At 64.3% G+C, this 14,790-nt stretch carries 11 protein-coding genes and 1 tRNA gene; 3 read left to right on the top strand and 9 right to left on the bottom strand.

Features of this window, described 5'->3' with window-relative positions; genetic code table 11:
• Positions 1 to 90 precede the first annotated feature (90 nt).
• The 6 genes from minC to HV711_RS06345 all read right to left on the bottom strand — a co-directional run bounded on the left by minC (position 91) and on the right by HV711_RS06345 (position 5,924).
• On the bottom strand, positions 91 to 921 hold the full coding sequence (minC, locus tag HV711_RS06370; RefSeq protein WP_013587516.1) for a septum site-determining protein MinC: 831 nt from the start codon (positions 919 to 921) through the stop codon (positions 91 to 93).
• A 218-nt stretch (positions 922 to 1,139) separates the two neighbouring features.
• Positions 1,140 to 1,673: a GNAT family N-acetyltransferase gene (locus tag HV711_RS06365; RefSeq protein ID WP_013587515.1), complete on the bottom strand. Its 534-nt coding sequence runs from the start codon at positions 1,671 to 1,673 to the stop codon at positions 1,140 to 1,142.
• Between the two features lie 192 nt (positions 1,674 to 1,865).
• A complete protein-coding gene (gene map, locus HV711_RS06360) occupies positions 1,866 to 2,651 on the bottom strand; it encodes a type I methionyl aminopeptidase (RefSeq protein ID WP_035484775.1) in 786 nt (261 codons plus the stop codon).
• Positions 2,652 to 2,919: 268 nt separating this feature from the next.
• Positions 2,920 to 3,009 (bottom strand) — tRNA-Ser (locus tag HV711_RS06355).
• A 198-nt stretch (positions 3,010 to 3,207) separates the two neighbouring features.
• Positions 3,208 to 4,503 carry a serine--tRNA ligase gene (gene serS / locus HV711_RS06350; RefSeq protein ID WP_028360414.1) on the bottom strand — a complete coding sequence of 432 codons (1,296 nt, stop codon included), beginning with the start codon at positions 4,501 to 4,503 and terminating at the stop codon, positions 3,208 to 3,210.
• 107 nt (positions 4,504 to 4,610) lie between these two features.
• A complete protein-coding gene (locus HV711_RS06345) occupies positions 4,611 to 5,924 on the bottom strand; it encodes a replication-associated recombination protein A (RefSeq protein ID WP_015002006.1) in 1,314 nt (437 codons plus the stop codon).
• Positions 5,925 to 6,159: 235 nt separating this feature from the next.
• On the opposite strand from HV711_RS06345, the gene cytX reads away from it, so the two are divergent.
• Entirely contained in the window at positions 6,160 to 7,476 is a 1,317-nt protein-coding gene (gene cytX / locus HV711_RS06340) for a putative hydroxymethylpyrimidine transporter CytX (RefSeq protein ID WP_035484777.1), read from the top strand.
• Positions 7,477 to 7,568: 92 nt separating this feature from the next.
• On the opposite strand, the gene speB is transcribed toward cytX, so the two are convergent.
• A complete protein-coding gene (speB, locus tag HV711_RS06335) occupies positions 7,569 to 8,561 on the bottom strand; it encodes an agmatinase (protein ID WP_035484779.1) in 993 nt (330 codons plus the stop codon).
• A 182-nt stretch (positions 8,562 to 8,743) separates the two neighbouring features.
• On the opposite strand from speB, the gene HV711_RS06330 reads away from it, so the two are divergent.
• Positions 8,744 to 9,655, top strand: coding sequence for a LysR family transcriptional regulator (locus HV711_RS06330; RefSeq protein WP_035484780.1), 912 nt, complete (start codon positions 8,744 to 8,746; stop codon positions 9,653 to 9,655).
• A 161-nt stretch (positions 9,656 to 9,816) separates the two neighbouring features.
• Here the strand turns inward: HV711_RS06330 and lolA are convergent, their stop codons facing one another.
• Together lolA and HV711_RS06320 are read right to left on the bottom strand one after the other, a co-directional pair.
• Positions 9,817 to 10,560, bottom strand: coding sequence for an outer membrane lipoprotein chaperone LolA (lolA, locus tag HV711_RS06325; RefSeq protein WP_035484782.1), 744 nt, complete (start codon positions 10,558 to 10,560; stop codon positions 9,817 to 9,819).
• Between the two features lie 375 nt (positions 10,561 to 10,935).
• Positions 10,936 to 13,251 (bottom strand): DNA translocase FtsK, encoded by a 2,316-nt coding sequence (locus HV711_RS06320; protein WP_035484784.1) that lies wholly within the window; start codon positions 13,249 to 13,251, stop codon positions 10,936 to 10,938.
• Positions 13,252 to 13,573: 322 nt separating this feature from the next.
• Between HV711_RS06320 and trxB the strand changes: the two genes are divergently transcribed.
• Positions 13,574 to 14,575, top strand: coding sequence for a thioredoxin-disulfide reductase (gene trxB / locus HV711_RS06315; protein WP_035484786.1), 1,002 nt, complete (start codon positions 13,574 to 13,576; stop codon positions 14,573 to 14,575).
• Positions 14,576 to 14,790: the final 215 nt, after the last annotated feature.

Below are 14,790 nucleotides of genomic sequence, written 5' to 3'. Positions count from 1 at the left end.
CTTGTGTTCGTCAAATTCGTCAATTATGTGCGGCCCGATTTCGCGCAAAACGCCTGCCGCCAAGCTTCGGCACGGCGCGCCTCCCGGCGCTTACGTGAGCCGCAATGGTTCGATCATCAACTTTTCTTCTTCGAGCCAGATCTGCACCGGCTTGCCGAGTACGTCGGCCGGCAGCGGGTTCTCGGTCGTGCGATAGATGCCCGCAATCGAGATCAGTTCCGGTTCGAGACACGTGCAGAAAATGCGCGCGTCGTGATTGCCCTGCACGCCGGCGAGCGCGCGGCCGCGCAACGGCGCATAAATATGGATATTGCCTTCCGCGATGACTTCGGCGCCGTAGCTCACGAGCCCGAGCACGACGAGATCGCCCTTTGCGTAGATGCGCTGGCCGGAGCGCAGCGGTTTTTCCACCACCATGGTTTGCGACGACGTAGCAAGACGCACGGGCTCGGCGGCGGCCGCTGGTTCGAGCGATGCAGCGCCCGGCGCTGCGTTGGTGCCAGCGGCCGTGGTAGCGGTGCTTGCCGCGCCATTGCCGGCTTCGCCGGTGTCCGCCGACGACGCGCTCGCCGGTTCCCCGTCAGCCGGCTTGGCGGCCGCGCCGCGCCGGTCGCGCGCTTCGAGGAGCGGCAACGCCGACTCCGCGGCCCAGGACTGCTGCGTTTCCGCGACCACCCCGACCGGACGCATGCGCACGCTTTCGAGCAACTGAGCGATGTCCGCGAGCGGCACGCGCTCGTTTTCCGCGAGGCGGCGTACGTCGATTGCGACGACGTCGTTAGCAAAAAATTCGGGAGTCGCCTCGAAGCGCCGGGTCAGTTCGGCACGCATGGACTCGAGGTCGGTTGTCTTGACCACAAACAGGAGCGTGTCGACGGAACCGCTGCGGAGTTCGAAAAAAGGCGATTTCTTGGGCGACATAGCGTTCGGCAAAAAATTTTGCGTATTTTACAGGCGTCGCGGCACGCAGCGAGATTTTTTGCCCACCGTGCAGTCGATATCCGTAAGCTGCGCGCACAAAACCGGCACGCCGCACTGCGCCGCGATGGGCGCCGCGCGATGGCTGTCGGTGTCGCTGTCGGGATACGAGTGGAAAAGCGAAGGGATGGGGCGGCAAACGTCGGCGCCGCCCGGATAAATCACGAGTCGACTGCAGAGGTCGTGGAGGGCACGTGGCGAATCAGCAGGCTTTCGGCCTGCTCGGGCGCACGCGCCATGCGCCGATGTTCGCCGGTCGGCCCAAAACCGAGCGCTTCGTAAAAGCGCATGGCGTTGCGGTTGGAGTCGGCGACCCATGCGTAGATTTCCGTCGCGCCTTCGTTCGCCAGCCAGCCGCTCGCGGTGTCGACGAGCAACTCGCCGCCGCGCAAATGGCGCACCGCCGGCGCGACCCACAACTCGCACACGAAGGCGCGACGCGGAGCCGCATCTTCGAAATGCGCTTCGATCAATCCTGCCGGATGACCCTCGGTATAGAGGATAAAAGTGCTGACCGTGAGAGAAACCGCGTGCTTCGCGGCGATGACGTCAAAGCTGGCGGCATCCGCGGACAATGCGTCTTCCAGCGTCGCACCGAAGGCATAAGGCGCCTCACGCAGCGACGCTGTACGGAGTTCGCGAAAAACGGCGCCCTGATCGGCGGCGATACGGCGAACGGTCAATGACGGACTCATGCAGACGAAAACCCCTTGAAGCCTTAACGTGTAGCTTTAACCGAACCGGCGCGCGAGTCAAATCATTCTTTGCCGGGCGATCTTATCGCGCGAACCGGTTCTCGCAAAGCGCGCATTGAGTCGGCAGCATTTGCCGCGCCCGGCGCGGGGTGCGCAGAGCTGTCCACCGGATGGCGATACAAGCCTCGCGGGCTAAGGGGCCGCGTAGTGTCCGGTGCCGTCGGGCCAGGGCGTGAGGAGTTCGTAGCCGTCGTCGGTGACGGCGATCATGTGTTCCCATTGCGCCGACAGCGAGCGGTCTTTTGTGACCACGGTCCAGCCGTCGCGCAGGACGGTGGTGCCGGCGCGGCCCGCGTTGATCATCGGCTCGATGGTGAAGACCATGCCGGGCTTCAGACGCACGCCCTGCCCCGGCTGTCCGTAATGCAGGACCTGCGGGTCTTCGTGATACACCTTGCCGATGCCGTGGCCGCAATAGTCGCGCACGATGGAGAAGCCGTCGCGCTGCGCCACCTTCTGGATCGCATGGCCGATATCGCCGAGCGTGGCGTTCGGTTTCACTTCGCGGATGCCCGCGAGCATCGCTTCATAGGTCGTATCGATCAGTTGGCGCGCCACCGTGCTCGGCTCGCCGACGCAATACATGCGGCTCGTGTCGCCGAAATAGCCGTCCTTGATGATCGCCACGTCGATGTTGATGATGTCGCCGTCCTTCAGCACCTCGTTACGGTTCGGAATGCCATGGCAGACCACCTGATTGACCGACGTGCATACCGTCTTCGGAAAACCGAGATAGCCGACGTTGGCCGGAATGCACTTCAGCGTGTTGACGATGTAGTCGTTGCACAGTGCGTCCAGTTCGTCGGTGGAGACACCGGCTTTCACGTGCTCGCCGATCATGGCCAGCACGTCGGCCGCGAGGCGGCCCGAAATGCGGAGTCTGGAGATGTCGTCGGGCGTCTTGTAGGTAATGGCCATGAATTCGGTCGATGGGTGCGAAGGTAGGTCGATGTTCAATCGAACGGCCAATTGTACAGAGGATCGGGAAGGGGTCGGGCAGAGGGGAAGCTGCAAGGCGTGGAACGCAGACAAAGCGCATGGCTGCTCGGTTGTTCACGCTGCCATCGCACCCATGCCGTTAATTTAGCATCGCTTACGAAAGCGACACGCGGGCACGAATATGCACACTCAATGCAATTGCCGACCGGAAACGAAAACAGGCCCCGAAGGGCCTGTTTTCTGAATTTGGCGGAAAGGGTGAGATTCGAACTCACGGTACCCCTAAAGGTACACCGGATTTCGAGTCCGGCGCATTCGACCACTCTGCCACCTTTCCGTGTTTTCCAACTCGCCGCCGCCTTGTTAAGACAAGCGGTTTTGTCAGATCCAAGCGGGTCGTTGCTTGGGAGAGAAAGATTATAGAACAGCTGACTCGACTTTCCAAGCCCCTCGTCAAAAAAATTTCAGAGAGACTCGCTTCGACCACTCATTGACCGATGATCCGTCAGGCCGCCCCGACGCGCGGTGACGCAACTCACACCGCCGGCACTTCCAGACACTCCACGCCGCCCAGGTACGGCCGCAGCACTGCGGGGACCGTGACCGAGCCATCCGCGTTCTGGAAGTTCTCCAGCACGGCCACGAGCGTGCGGCCAACCGCGAGCCCCGAGCCGTTCAGCGTATGGACGAGTTCCGGCTTGCCTTGCGCGTTCCGATAGCGCGCCTGCATCCGGCGAGCCTGGAACGACTCGGTGTTCGAGCAGCTCGAAATTTCGCGATAGGTGTTTTGCGCCGGCAACCAGACTTCCAGGTCGTACGTCTTGGTCGCCGAAAAGCCCATGTCGCCTGTGCACAGCGTGATCACACGGTACGGCAGTTCGAGCTTCTGCAGAATCGTCTCCGCGTGGCCCACCATCTGTTCCAACGCGTCGTAGGACGTTTCGGGCGCCACGATCTGCACCATCTCGACCTTGTCAAACTGATGCTGACGGATCATGCCGCGCGTATCGCGTCCATACGAGCCCGCTTCCGAACGGAAGCACGGCGAATGCGCCGTCAGCTTGATCGGCAACGCGTTCGCTTCGACGATGCTCTCGCGCACCGTGTTGGTCAGAGAAATTTCCGACGTCGAAATCAGATATTGCGTGACCGTATTTTCGCCGCCGCCCTTTTCCACGCGGAACATGTCGTCCGCGAACTTGGGCAATTGGCCGGTGCCGTACAGAATTTCCGGATTCACAATGTACGGCGTGTAGATCTCCGTATAGCCGTGCTGCTGCGTATGCGTGTCGATCATGAACTGGGCAAGCGCGCGATGCAGCCGCGCAATCTGTCCGCGCAGCATCGTGAAACGCGCGCCCGAGAGCTTGGCGCCAGTCTCGAAATCGAGGCCGAGCGGCGCGCCCACATCCACGTGATCCTTCACTTCGAAGTCGAACTGGCGGGGCGTACCCCAGCGGCGCACCTCGACGTTATCCGCTTCGTCGCGGCCGACCGGCACGCTCTCATGCGGAAGATTCGGCACGCCAAGCAAAAGGTCCGACAGACGCTTCTGAATATTGTCCAGCTTCGCGGCCGACGCCTTCATCTCGTCGCCGATACCGCCCACTTCGGCCATTAGCGCCGACGTGTCTTCGCCCCGCCCTTTCATCGCGCCGATCTGCTTGGACAGGCTGTTGCGGCGCGCCTGCAGCTCTTCGGTGCGGGTTTGGGTATCGCGGCGTTCCGCTTCGAGCGCGGTGAAGGCCGCGACGTCGAGGGTATAGCCGCGGTCGGCGAGGCGCTTCGCGACGCCGTCGAGGTCTTTGCGCAGCAACTGGATGTCGAGCATGGGATGGGGCGGGTATTCGTTGTGTGAAGGTGGGATTTTAGCGCACCGGCGTGGCCGGATCGAAGCAGCAACGTGGGCGGCACGACGCGCGCATGGCGTGGGCGGCGTCAGCCTTTCTTCGGCTTGTTCTCGCTGCGCCACTGCGCGTCGAGCTCCGCAAGACGCGCCATCTTGTCGCCGATCTTGCCTTCGAGTCCGCGCGGCGTCGGCGTGTACCAATGCGGATCGCGCATGTTCTCCGGCAGATAGGTTTCGCCCGCCGCGTAAGCATCGGGCTCGTCGTGCGCGTAACGATACTCGTGACCGTAGCCGAGCTCCTTCATGAGCTTCGTCGGCGCATTGCGCAGATGCACCGGCACCGCGCGCGACTTGTCCTTGCCGACGAAGCGCCGCGCTTCGTTGTAGGCGTTGTAGCCGGCATTCGACTTCGGCGCGACCGCCAGATAGATGATGGCCTGCGCCAGCGCGAGTTCGCCTTCGGGCGTGCCGAGCCGCTCGTAGGTTTCGGCGGCATCCAGCGCGATGCGCGCGGCGCGCGGATCGGCGAGACCGATGTCCTCCCACGCCATCCGCACGATGCGCCGCGCCAGATAGCGCGGGTCCGCGCCGCCGTCGAGCATGCGGCAGAACCAGTACAGCGCGCCGTCCGGGCTGCTGCCGCGTACCGATTTGTGCAGCGCGCTGATCTGGTCGTAGAACGCGTCGCCGCCTTTGTCGAAGCGGCGCAGATTCTCGGCGAGCGCGCTGCCGAGCAAAGCCCCGTCGATCTCCGTCTTCTTCTGCTGGGAAGCCGCGCGCGCGACGATCTCGAGGTTATTCAACAGCTTGCGGCCGTCGCCGTCGGCGGAGCCGATCAGCGCGTCGCGCGCCTCGTCCGTGAATGTGAGGCCGCCCAGTTCGTGCTGCGCGCGCTCGAGCAACTCGCGCAGCTCGTCTTCGTCGAGACTTTTCAGCACATACACGGCGGCGCGCGAGAGCAACGCGCTGTTCACTTCGAACGACGGATTCTCCGTCGTCGCCCCGATGAACACGAACAGCCCCGACTCCACGTGCGGCAAGAACGCGTCCTGCTGACTCTTGTTAAAACGATGCACCTCGTCGACGAACACCAGCGTCTGATGCCCGTTCGCGCGATGAATCTGCGCCGTTTCGACCGCCTCGCGAATGTCCTTCACGCCGGACAGCACGGCCGAGAGCGCAATGAACTGCGCGTGAAACGCGTCCGCCATGAGCCGCGCGAGCGTCGTCTTGCCGACGCCCGGCGGGCCCCAGAGGATCATCGAATGCGCCTCGCCGGATTCGAATGCGACCCGCAGCGGCTTGTTCGGGCCGAGCAGATGCTTCTGGCCGATCACTTCGTCGATATTGCGGGGCCGCAAGCGTTCGGCGAGCGGAACATTGGCACGGGTTTCTTCGAACATGACGTTTTGGGGATAATCTCGGCTTTCCGGACGCGCTGCGCGCAGGTATCCGCGAGGGGTCCAGAAGCGGCGCGCTGCCGGACAAGCGCAAAGCCTGCGCGAGCAACGCGCGGGCAACGTCCTGCATTATGACAGTGACGGCGCCCGCGCGAGCGACGCATCCTCGCCCGGGCGCGAATTCGCTGCGAGCAGAAACAGGATCGGCAACAGACACATCACTCAGGGACACGACCCGATGACTCAAGACCCGCTCACCGGCGACGCCGGTTCCACCTACGCACCGCTCACGCCGGTGCCCGACGCGCGCCGCGCCTTCCGTACCGGCGACGCGTTCGCGCTCTGGTTCTCGCTCGGCATCGGCCTGCTCGTTGCGCAAGCCGGCGCGCTGCTCGTGCCGGGGCTGTCGCTGCCGCACGCGCTGCTGGCCATTGCGATCGGCAGTGCGATCGGCGTGGTGCTGCTCGCGCTCGCCGGCGTGATCGGCACGGACACCGGCCTCGCCGCGATGTCGTCGCTGCGTCCGACGCTCGGTGTGCGCGGCGCCTCGGTGCCCGCGGTGCTGAACGCGGTGCAGCTGGTCGGCTGGGGCGCGTTCGAAGTGATCGTGATGCGCGATTCCGCCGACGCCCTCGCGAAGCAGGCGTTCGGCTTCTCCATGCCGCTCGTCTGGACGGTCGCGTTCGGCGTGCTCGCGACGCTGCTCGCGATCAGCGGGCCGCTCTCGTTCGTGCGGCGCTTTCTGCGTACATGGGGGATCTGGCTGCTGCTGGCCGGCGCCGCATGGCTCACATGGAATCTGCTCGCGCAGCAGGACCTGGCCGCGATGATGCGCCGCCCCGGCACCGGCGAGATGTCGTTCGGCGGCGCGATCGATCTCGTGGTCGCCATGCCGCTCTCGTGGCTGCCGTTGATCGCGGACTACACGCGCTTTGGCCGCCGCGCGGGCGACACGTTTCGCGGCACGCTGCTCGGCTTCGGCATCGCGAATATCTGGTTCTACTCATTAGGCGCGATCTATGGCCTCGCCGCGGGCGGCGGCGACGCGCTGCTCACGAGCGCGCTTGCACAGGCGGGCGGCGGCCTCGCGCTGCTGCTCATTCTGATCGACGAAGTGGACAATGCATTCGCCGACATTCATTCGGCAGCCGTGTCGACCGGCACGTTCTGGGCGCGCGGCAGCGTGCCGATCCTGTCGGCGGCATTCGGCGCCCTGTGCACGTTGATCGCGCTCGCCGTGCCGATGGCAAAATATCAGAACTTCCTGCTGCTCATCGGTTCGGTGTTCGCGCCGCTTTTCGGCGTCGTGCTGGTCGACCATTTCATCGTGCGCAGGCGCCGCATCGAAGCAGCCGTGCTCGCCGACGTGCGCGGCCGCTATAGTTTTTCGGGCGGCTGGCATCTGAGCGCGTTCATCGCGTGGGCAATCGGCATCGCCGCTTATCAAGCGATCAACCAATGGCTGCCGAATCTCGGCGCGACGTTACCCTCTTTGGTAATTGGTGCGGTGTGCTATCTCGCGTTCGTGTCGACGCGCAAGACTGCTTACGCGTAAGCACGCGGTCCACTTCTGTGACGAAAAAGGCCTGCACATGCTGTGCCTTTTCGTTGCAAGCAGCCTGGTTGCGACGCCCACCTCGCGTGAGGCTAACGCGCCGCGGCGCTCCGGTATTCGACGCCCGGCAGAACGCACAACAACTCGAACGCGAGGTTCGCGCCCAGCAGTGCGGTCGTGCCGAACGGATCGTACGGCGGCGCGACTTCCACAAGATCGCAACCGACGATATTCAGGCCGCGCGCGCCGCGAATGATCTCGAGCGCCTGCGGCACCGTCAGTCCGGCGATTTCCGGCGTGCCCGTGCCGGGCGCGAAGGCCGGATCGATTCCGTCGATGTCGAACGTGATGTACACCGGCGCGTCGCCCATGCGCTCGCGCACGCGCGCCATCAGCGGCGCAAGCGACTGGTTCCAGCACGCCTCCGCCTGCACGACTTCGAAGCCCTGGTCGCGGCACCAGTCGAAGTCCTCCGCCGCGTAACCCGTGCCGCGCAGACCGATCTGCACGACGCGCTCGCAGTCGAGCAAACCTTCCTCCACCGCGCGCCGAAACGGCGTGCCGTGCGCGATCTTCTCGCCCATCATCGTGTCGTTGACGTCGGCATGCGCGTCCACGTGAATCAGCCCCACCTTGCCATGCTTGCGATGAATCGCGCGCAGGATCGGCAGCGCGATCGTGTGATCGCCGCCGAGCGTGACCGGCTTGCAATCGTGCTGGAGAATTTCGTCGTAAGCGCTTTCGATTCGCGCGATCGAGTCATGCAGGTTGTACGGGTTGATCGCGACGTCGCCGAGATCGGCCACGCGCAGCGAATCGAACGGCGCCGCACGCGTCGCCATGTTGTACGGCCGCAGCAGCACCGATTCGCTGCGGATCTGACGCGGCCCGAAACGCGCGCCCGTGCGGTTCGACGTGCCGAGATCGAACGGCACACCGACGAAACAGGCGTCGAATCCCGCAGCCGAGCCGACGTTCGGCAAACGCATCATGGTCGCGATTCCGCCGCAGCGCGGCATCGCATTGCCGGACAGCGGCTGGGGGCGCTCACCGGCTTCGGGGGAAATGAAGGAGGAAGTATTCATCGTGGCTCGGCAATGAAAAGGCGCCTGGCGGGCGGGAATCGGTCAACCGGCCAAAAACTGGCTTCCAGAAAGCAATCTGCCAATGCATGGCCGGACCGAATCCCATTCTTGAGCAGTTCCCGCGAACTTGAAATAGCCGTGCAAAAAAGTTCACATCGATCCCGGGCGATGTATCCTGACGCATGTTCTCCCAACCGACCGATCTCGACCTGCGGCTCATCCGCGTCTTTCTCGCCATTGTGGATGCCGGTGGCGTCTCGCCGGCGCAGGCCACACTGAACGTCGGACAGCCGACCATCAGCACGCAACTGGCCACGCTGGAAACGCGCCTCGGCTACCGGCTGTGCGAGCGCGGCCGCGGCGGCTTTCGCCTCACCGCACGCGGCGAGCAATTCGTGGATGCCGCTCGCGCGCTGCTCGCCGCGGTGGACAGCTTCGGCGTGCAGGCGCGTAACGTGGGACGCAAACTCGTCGGCACGCTCGACATCGGCATGATCGGGCACACGCCCGTGTCGGCGAGTGCGCGCATCAGCGACGCGATTGGCCGCTTCCGCTCGCGCGATCAGTCCGTGCGCTTTTCGATTCTCGTGCGCTCGCCGGGCGAACTCGAAGAACTGCTGCTCAACGGACGCATTCAGATCGGCATCGGCTATTTCTGGCATCGCGTGCCGTCGCTCGACTACACGGAAGTGTTCGCCGAAGACCAGTTTGCCTACTGCGCGAAAGGCCATCCGCTCTTTGCCCGTGCCGGCGATGTCACGCCCGAGCAGGCCGCGGCGCACGAATGGGCGTGGCGCAGCTATCCGTTGCCCGAGGCCGAGGGTTCGCAGGCGCCGCGCAACATCACCGCCGTCGCCGACAACATGGAAGCCGTCGCCATGCTCGTGCTTTCCGGGCATCACTTAGGCTATCTGCCGGGGCATTTCGCGGCGCCGTTCGTCGCGCAAGGGTTGCTCGCAGCGTTGAATCCGGCACGCATGCGCTACCGGGTTGCGTTTCATATGGTCGCGCGGGCACGACAGCATCGAACGGATATTGTGGAAGCGTTTCTCGAAGACATGAAGGCCACGCACGCGGCCCACGCGGACCCATAGCGCGCGGGTTTGACAGGAACCGCGCCTTGGCGGGCACGAAGACCGGCCGCACGGGTCTGCCGCAAACGTAGGCCACGAATGTCGGCCACAAATGTCGGCCACAAAAAAAGCCGCGCATTCGGCGCGGCTTTCCTCGTCAAGCGCAACCGCAGAGCGGCGCCTTAGCCGTTGATCACGTCGGCGCCCTTCGGCACCGTGAACTTGAAAGCGTCGGCAGGCAGCGGCGGATTCTTCTGGATGTTCGAGAACGTCAGCAGCGTGACGTTGCCGAACACGTCGTGCAACTCCATGGCTTGCAGATTGCCGTCCTTGAAGCCGATGCCCACGCGCTGGAATTGCGTGTCCCGCGTTTTCGGCGTCAGTTCGAGCCAGTCGATGCCGGCCTTCACGCCCGCATCGCGCAACGTGAAGTTCTTGTCCAGATCGTTGCTGCCGAACAGGATGGCGGCCGGGCTCGCGCCGAGTGCGCCGCCAAGGCTTCGCACCGTGACCTGGTTCAGGTCCTTGTCGTACACGTAGAGCTTGTCGCCGTCTGCTTGCAGCAGCTGCGCGTAGGGCTTCTCGTATTGCCAGATGAACTTGCCGGGACGCGCGAACGTGAATGTTCCGCTCGACGTGCTGCTCTTGCCGCCGCCGTTCGTCGACAGCACGCCGCTTGCGCCGCTCGCCGCCTGTGCCTTGCTGGGCGCGCGCACTTCCTGCTGCACGAAGGTGCCGCGCGCCGAGTGGACCTGCGCGACGAAAGCCCTCAACTGCTCGGTGCCGCTCGCGAAAGCCTGCGAAGCGACGAGCATCGACGCGCCGATCGCCAACGCGCCGATCCGGCGCGCGACGGTCCGTGCCAGCGTCCCTGCCGGACGACCGGCGCCGGTGGATGGTGCGTGCTGCTGCGCAAATAGCTGCATAGTTTTTTCTCCCTTGATCTGGGTTTATCGAGCGGCCGCGGTGCCTGCGGCGCATGTATTGGGCAGTGTTGCCGCTGGCTGCCGGCCGCTGGCGAACCGGGCGAGAGGCGGGGCGTCAGGCGTCACCCTTGATTTCGGGGTTGCGTGCGAACGCGCAAGTCCGTCGCGCTCCGTTCCACTGTGGTGGCTTTCGTCCCGGAGCTTAGGCAGTCAGTCTTAAGCGAACCTTAGAAGCGCACGTTTCGAAACCAACGTTACAAGCGGCAAAAACACACGACTCGGCCACGCGTCTCGGGCAGGCGGCAACGTTCAGGTTGCCAACGTAGGCCGCAAGAAACCGCCCGTGTTCCCGCCGCGAGGCGCGAGCCGCGCGCCTCACTCCGCCTCGCGCGCCGGCGCAAGAATCTCGCGATTGCCGTTCGACGACATTGCCGAGACGACGCCGGAGTTTTCCATCTGCTCGAGCAAACGCGCGGCGCGGTTATAGCCGATGCGCAAATGCCGCTGCACGAGTGAAATCGACGCGCGCCTGTTTTTCAGCACCACGTCCACCGCCTGGTCGTAAAGCGGGTCCGACTCGCCGTCGCCCGTACCGGCACCGCCCGCGCCCGCCGAGCCCTCGTCGCCCTCGCCCGTCACGCCGCCTTCGAGAATGCCCTCGATATAGTTCGGCTCGCCCTGCTCCTTGAGCTTGTCGACGACGCGGTGCACTTCCTCGTCCGACACGAACGCGCCATGCACCCGCACCGGCAAGCCGCTGCCCGGCGGCAGGTAAAGCATGTCGCCCATGCCGAGCAGCGATTCCGCGCCCTGCTGGTCGAGAATGGTGCGCGAATCGATTTTCGACGACACCTGGAAGGCCATGCGCGTGGGCACATTCGCCTTGATGAGACCGGTAATCACGTCGACCGACGGACGCTGCGTGGCGAGAATCAGATGGATGCCGGCCGCGCGCGCCTTTTGCGCAATTCGCGCGATCAACTCTTCTACCTTCTTGCCGACCACCATCATCAGATCGGCGAGTTCGTCGATCACGATCACGATATTGGGCAGACGCGTGAGCGGTTCGGGATCGTCCGGCGTGAGGCTGAACGGATTCGGCAGCTTCTCCTCGCGCTTCGCGGCCTCGTCGATCTTGTTGTTGTAGCCGGCGAGATTGCGCACGCCGAGCTTACTCATGAGCTTGTAGCGGCGCTCCATTTCGGCGACCGCCCAGTTGAGCGCGTGGCCGGCCTGGCGCATATCCGTCACGACCGGACACAGCAGATGCGGAATGCCTTCGTAAACGCTCATTTCGAGCATTTTCGGATCGATCAGAATCATGCGCACCTGATCCGCGCTCGCCTTGTACAGCAGCGACAGGATCATCGCGTTGATCCCGACCGACTTGCCCGAACCCGTCGTGCCGGCCACCAGCAGGTGCGGCATTTTCGCGAGGTCCGCGCAGACGGGCTTGCCGCCGATGTCCTTGCCGAGGCCCATGGTGAGCGGCGACGCGGCGTCCGCATAAACCGCGGAGCCGAGAATCTCGGACAGACTCACCGTCTGACGGCGCTGATTCGGCAATTCGAGCGCCATGTAGTTCTTGCCCGGAATCGTTTCGACGACACGAATCGACACGAGCGACAACGAGCGCGCGAGGTCTTTCGCGAGATTGACGATCTGGCTGCCCTTCACGCCGGTGGCCGGCTCGATCTCGTAACGCGTGACGACGGGGCCCGGATACGCGGCGACCACGCTCACTTCGACGCCGAAGTCCTTCAGCTTTTTCTCGATCAGACGCGAGGTGAATTCGAGCGTATCGGCGGAAATGGTTTCCTGCGCGGCCGGCGCGGGATCGAGCAGCGAAATGGGCGGCAGCGTCGAGTCGCCCGGCAGGTCGGTGAAGAGCGGCACCTGCCGTTCCTTCTCGACGCGCTCCGACTTTGCCGGCGTGACGACCGGCGGCACGATCACGACCGGTTCGTGCTCCTCGATGCGCACGCGGCCCTTTTCCACCTTGCCCTCGCGCTTGACCGCGGCGGCTTCGCCCAGCTTGCGGTCGCGGCCCGCCTCGCGGCGCAGCTTCGCGAAAGTCACGGCCGAGATGATCGACTCGCCGACTTTTTCGCACACGGAAAGCCAGGAAAAGCGGAAATACAGCGACAACCCGATGGCCAGCACGATCAGCAAGGCCAGCGTGCCGCCCGTGAAGCCGAGCGCATGCGACACCCCACGCGCGACCGCCTCGCCGATCACGCCGCCCGGCGCGCGCGGCAACTGGACTTTCAGCGACCACATGCGCAATGCCTCGATGCCGTCGCACGCGAGCAGCACGAGCAGGAAGGCGAAGGCGTCCGCGAGCCAGCTCGCGTCGCGCGGCGCGTCCTCCTGCAATTCCTCATGGCGCGTGATGCGCTTGTAGTTCGCGGAGATGTGCCGGCCGAGCAGCACGATCCACCAGTAGGCGGAAAGTCCAAACAGCAGCAGCAGAATGTCCGAGGTCCACGCGCCGACGCGGCCCGCCCAGTTGGCGATGTGGTCGACCTGCGCGGCGTGCGTCCAGCTCGGATCGCGCCGGCTGTAGCTGATAAGCGCCATCAGCAGGAAAACGCCGAGCGCGACCTGCAGGATCCAGCGGATTTCGGTGAAAAGGCGCGACATGCGGTGCGGCAATGCCTGCGCGCTCGCGGAATAAGGAGCTTTTGCCATTGATCCTGTTGCGTGTGTGGCCGATCCGGTGTGCCGGGCCTCGTTCGACGCGGCTGCGGTCACGGCCTCGGCGACCCGGAACTTCGATCCGGCCTATTGTAAACGCAGTGCCCCGGGTGAGGCTGTAAATGACGGTAACCTGGCCGATTGGCCACACGCGCTTGGCGCTTAAGCGAGGCGCCGGACTATCGGCCCGATCGGAAAGCTTCATGGAGCAGCCCGCCGCCCTGCCCTTTATAATGCCGGACTGATGCCCATCTACAGTTTCAGCCAAGTCGCACTGCCCGCATGGGCGGACGGTGCGCCGTAAAAGGATTCGATCATGCCCGCAACTTCCACGAAACACGCCAAGGTTCTGATTCTCGGTTCCGGCCCCGCCGGCTACACGGCAGCGGTCTACGCGGCGCGCGCCAACCTTGCGCCGGTACTCGTCACGGGTCTCGCGCAAGGCGGCCAGCTCATGACCACGACCGACGTCGAAAACTGGCCCGCCGACGCCAACGGCGTGCAGGGCCCGCAACTGATGGCGCGCTTCCTGGAGCACGCTGAGCGCTTCAACACCGAAATCATCTTCGACCATATTCACACGGCGAAGCTGGACGAAAAGCCGATCCGCCTGATCGGCGATTCCGGCGAATACACGTGCGATTCGCTGATCATCTCGACGGGCGCTTCGGCGCAGTACCTCGGCCTGCCGTCGGAAGAAGCCTTCATGGGCAAGGGCGTGTCCGCCTGCGCGACCTGCGACGGCTTTTTCTACAAGCAGCAGCACGTGGCCGTGGTCGGCGGCGGCAATACGGCGGTTGAAGAAGCGCTGTATCTGTCGGGCATCGCGAAGAAGGTGACGGTGATCCACCGCCGCGACAAGTTCCGCGCCGAGCCGATCCTGATCGACCGCCTGCTCGCGAAAGAGAAGGAAGGCGTCGTCGAAATCAAGTGGAACCATACGCTCGACGAAGTGACGGGCGACCAGTCCGGCGTGACCGGCGTGCGCATCAAGCACACGCAAACCGGCGAAACCACGGATATCGCGCTGCAAGGCCTCTTTGTCGCGATCGGTCACAAGCCGAACACGGACATCTTCGAAGGTCAGCTGGAAATGAAGAACGGCTACATCATCACGAAGGGCGGCCTGAACGGCTTTGCCACCGCGACGAGCGTGCCGGGCGTGTTCGCCGCCGGCGACGTGCAGGACCACGTGTACCGCCAGGCCATCACGAGCGCGGGCACGGGCTGTATGGCCGCGCTCGACGCGCAGCGCTATCTGGAAACCATCAACGAAATGGCCGGCGAACACGCCATGAGCCAGGAAGCGGAGCGTTGATCGAGCGCGCTCTCGCGCCCATGCAACGGTAAAATGGCGGCTGGGCCTTGCCCGGCCGGTCGATCGGGTTCGAATGAAGGCCGCGGCTCACCAGCCGGCGGCCTTTTTTCATTTCACCATGACTCCAGCACCGAACTTTGCTGGACTACGCCGAAGCCCGATACAGCAGGTTTATCAATAACTTAGGCGAGTCCAACATATGCCGGTGCTTTCCG

Source organism: Paraburkholderia phenoliruptrix (genome assembly GCF_902859825.1).
In the GTDB taxonomy this organism is placed as follows: domain Bacteria; phylum Pseudomonadota; class Gammaproteobacteria; order Burkholderiales; family Burkholderiaceae; genus Paraburkholderia; species Paraburkholderia phenoliruptrix.
This window is presented reverse-complemented; position numbering and strand designations above follow the sequence as displayed.

Bases quoted from the DNA above. Each gene is read 5' to 3' on its own strand.
- minC (WP_013587516.1), bottom strand. From the start codon at position 921: ATGTCGCCCAAGAAATCGCCTTTTTTCGAACTCCGCAGCGGTTCCGTC.
- HV711_RS06365 (WP_013587515.1), bottom strand. From the start codon at position 1,673: ATGAGTCCGTCATTGACCGTTCGCCGTATCGCCGCCGATCAGGGCGCC.
- map (WP_035484775.1), bottom strand. From the start codon at position 2,651: ATGGCCATTACCTACAAGACGCCCGACGACATCTCCAGACTCCGCATT.
- serS (WP_028360414.1), bottom strand. From the start codon at position 4,503: ATGCTCGACATCCAGTTGCTGCGCAAAGACCTCGACGGCGTCGCGAAG.
- HV711_RS06345 (WP_015002006.1), bottom strand. From the start codon at position 5,924: ATGTTCGAAGAAACCCGTGCCAATGTTCCGCTCGCCGAACGCTTGCGG.
- cytX (WP_035484777.1), top strand. From the start codon at position 6,160: ATGACTCAAGACCCGCTCACCGGCGACGCCGGTTCCACCTACGCACCG.
- speB (WP_035484779.1), bottom strand. From the start codon at position 8,561: ATGAATACTTCCTCCTTCATTTCCCCCGAAGCCGGTGAGCGCCCCCAG.
- HV711_RS06330 (WP_035484780.1), top strand. From the start codon at position 8,744: ATGTTCTCCCAACCGACCGATCTCGACCTGCGGCTCATCCGCGTCTTT.
- lolA (WP_035484782.1), bottom strand. From the start codon at position 10,560: ATGCAGCTATTTGCGCAGCAGCACGCACCATCCACCGGCGCCGGTCGT.
- HV711_RS06320 (WP_035484784.1), bottom strand. From the start codon at position 13,251: ATGGCAAAAGCTCCTTATTCCGCGAGCGCGCAGGCATTGCCGCACCGC.
- trxB (WP_035484786.1), top strand. From the start codon at position 13,574: ATGCCCGCAACTTCCACGAAACACGCCAAGGTTCTGATTCTCGGTTCC.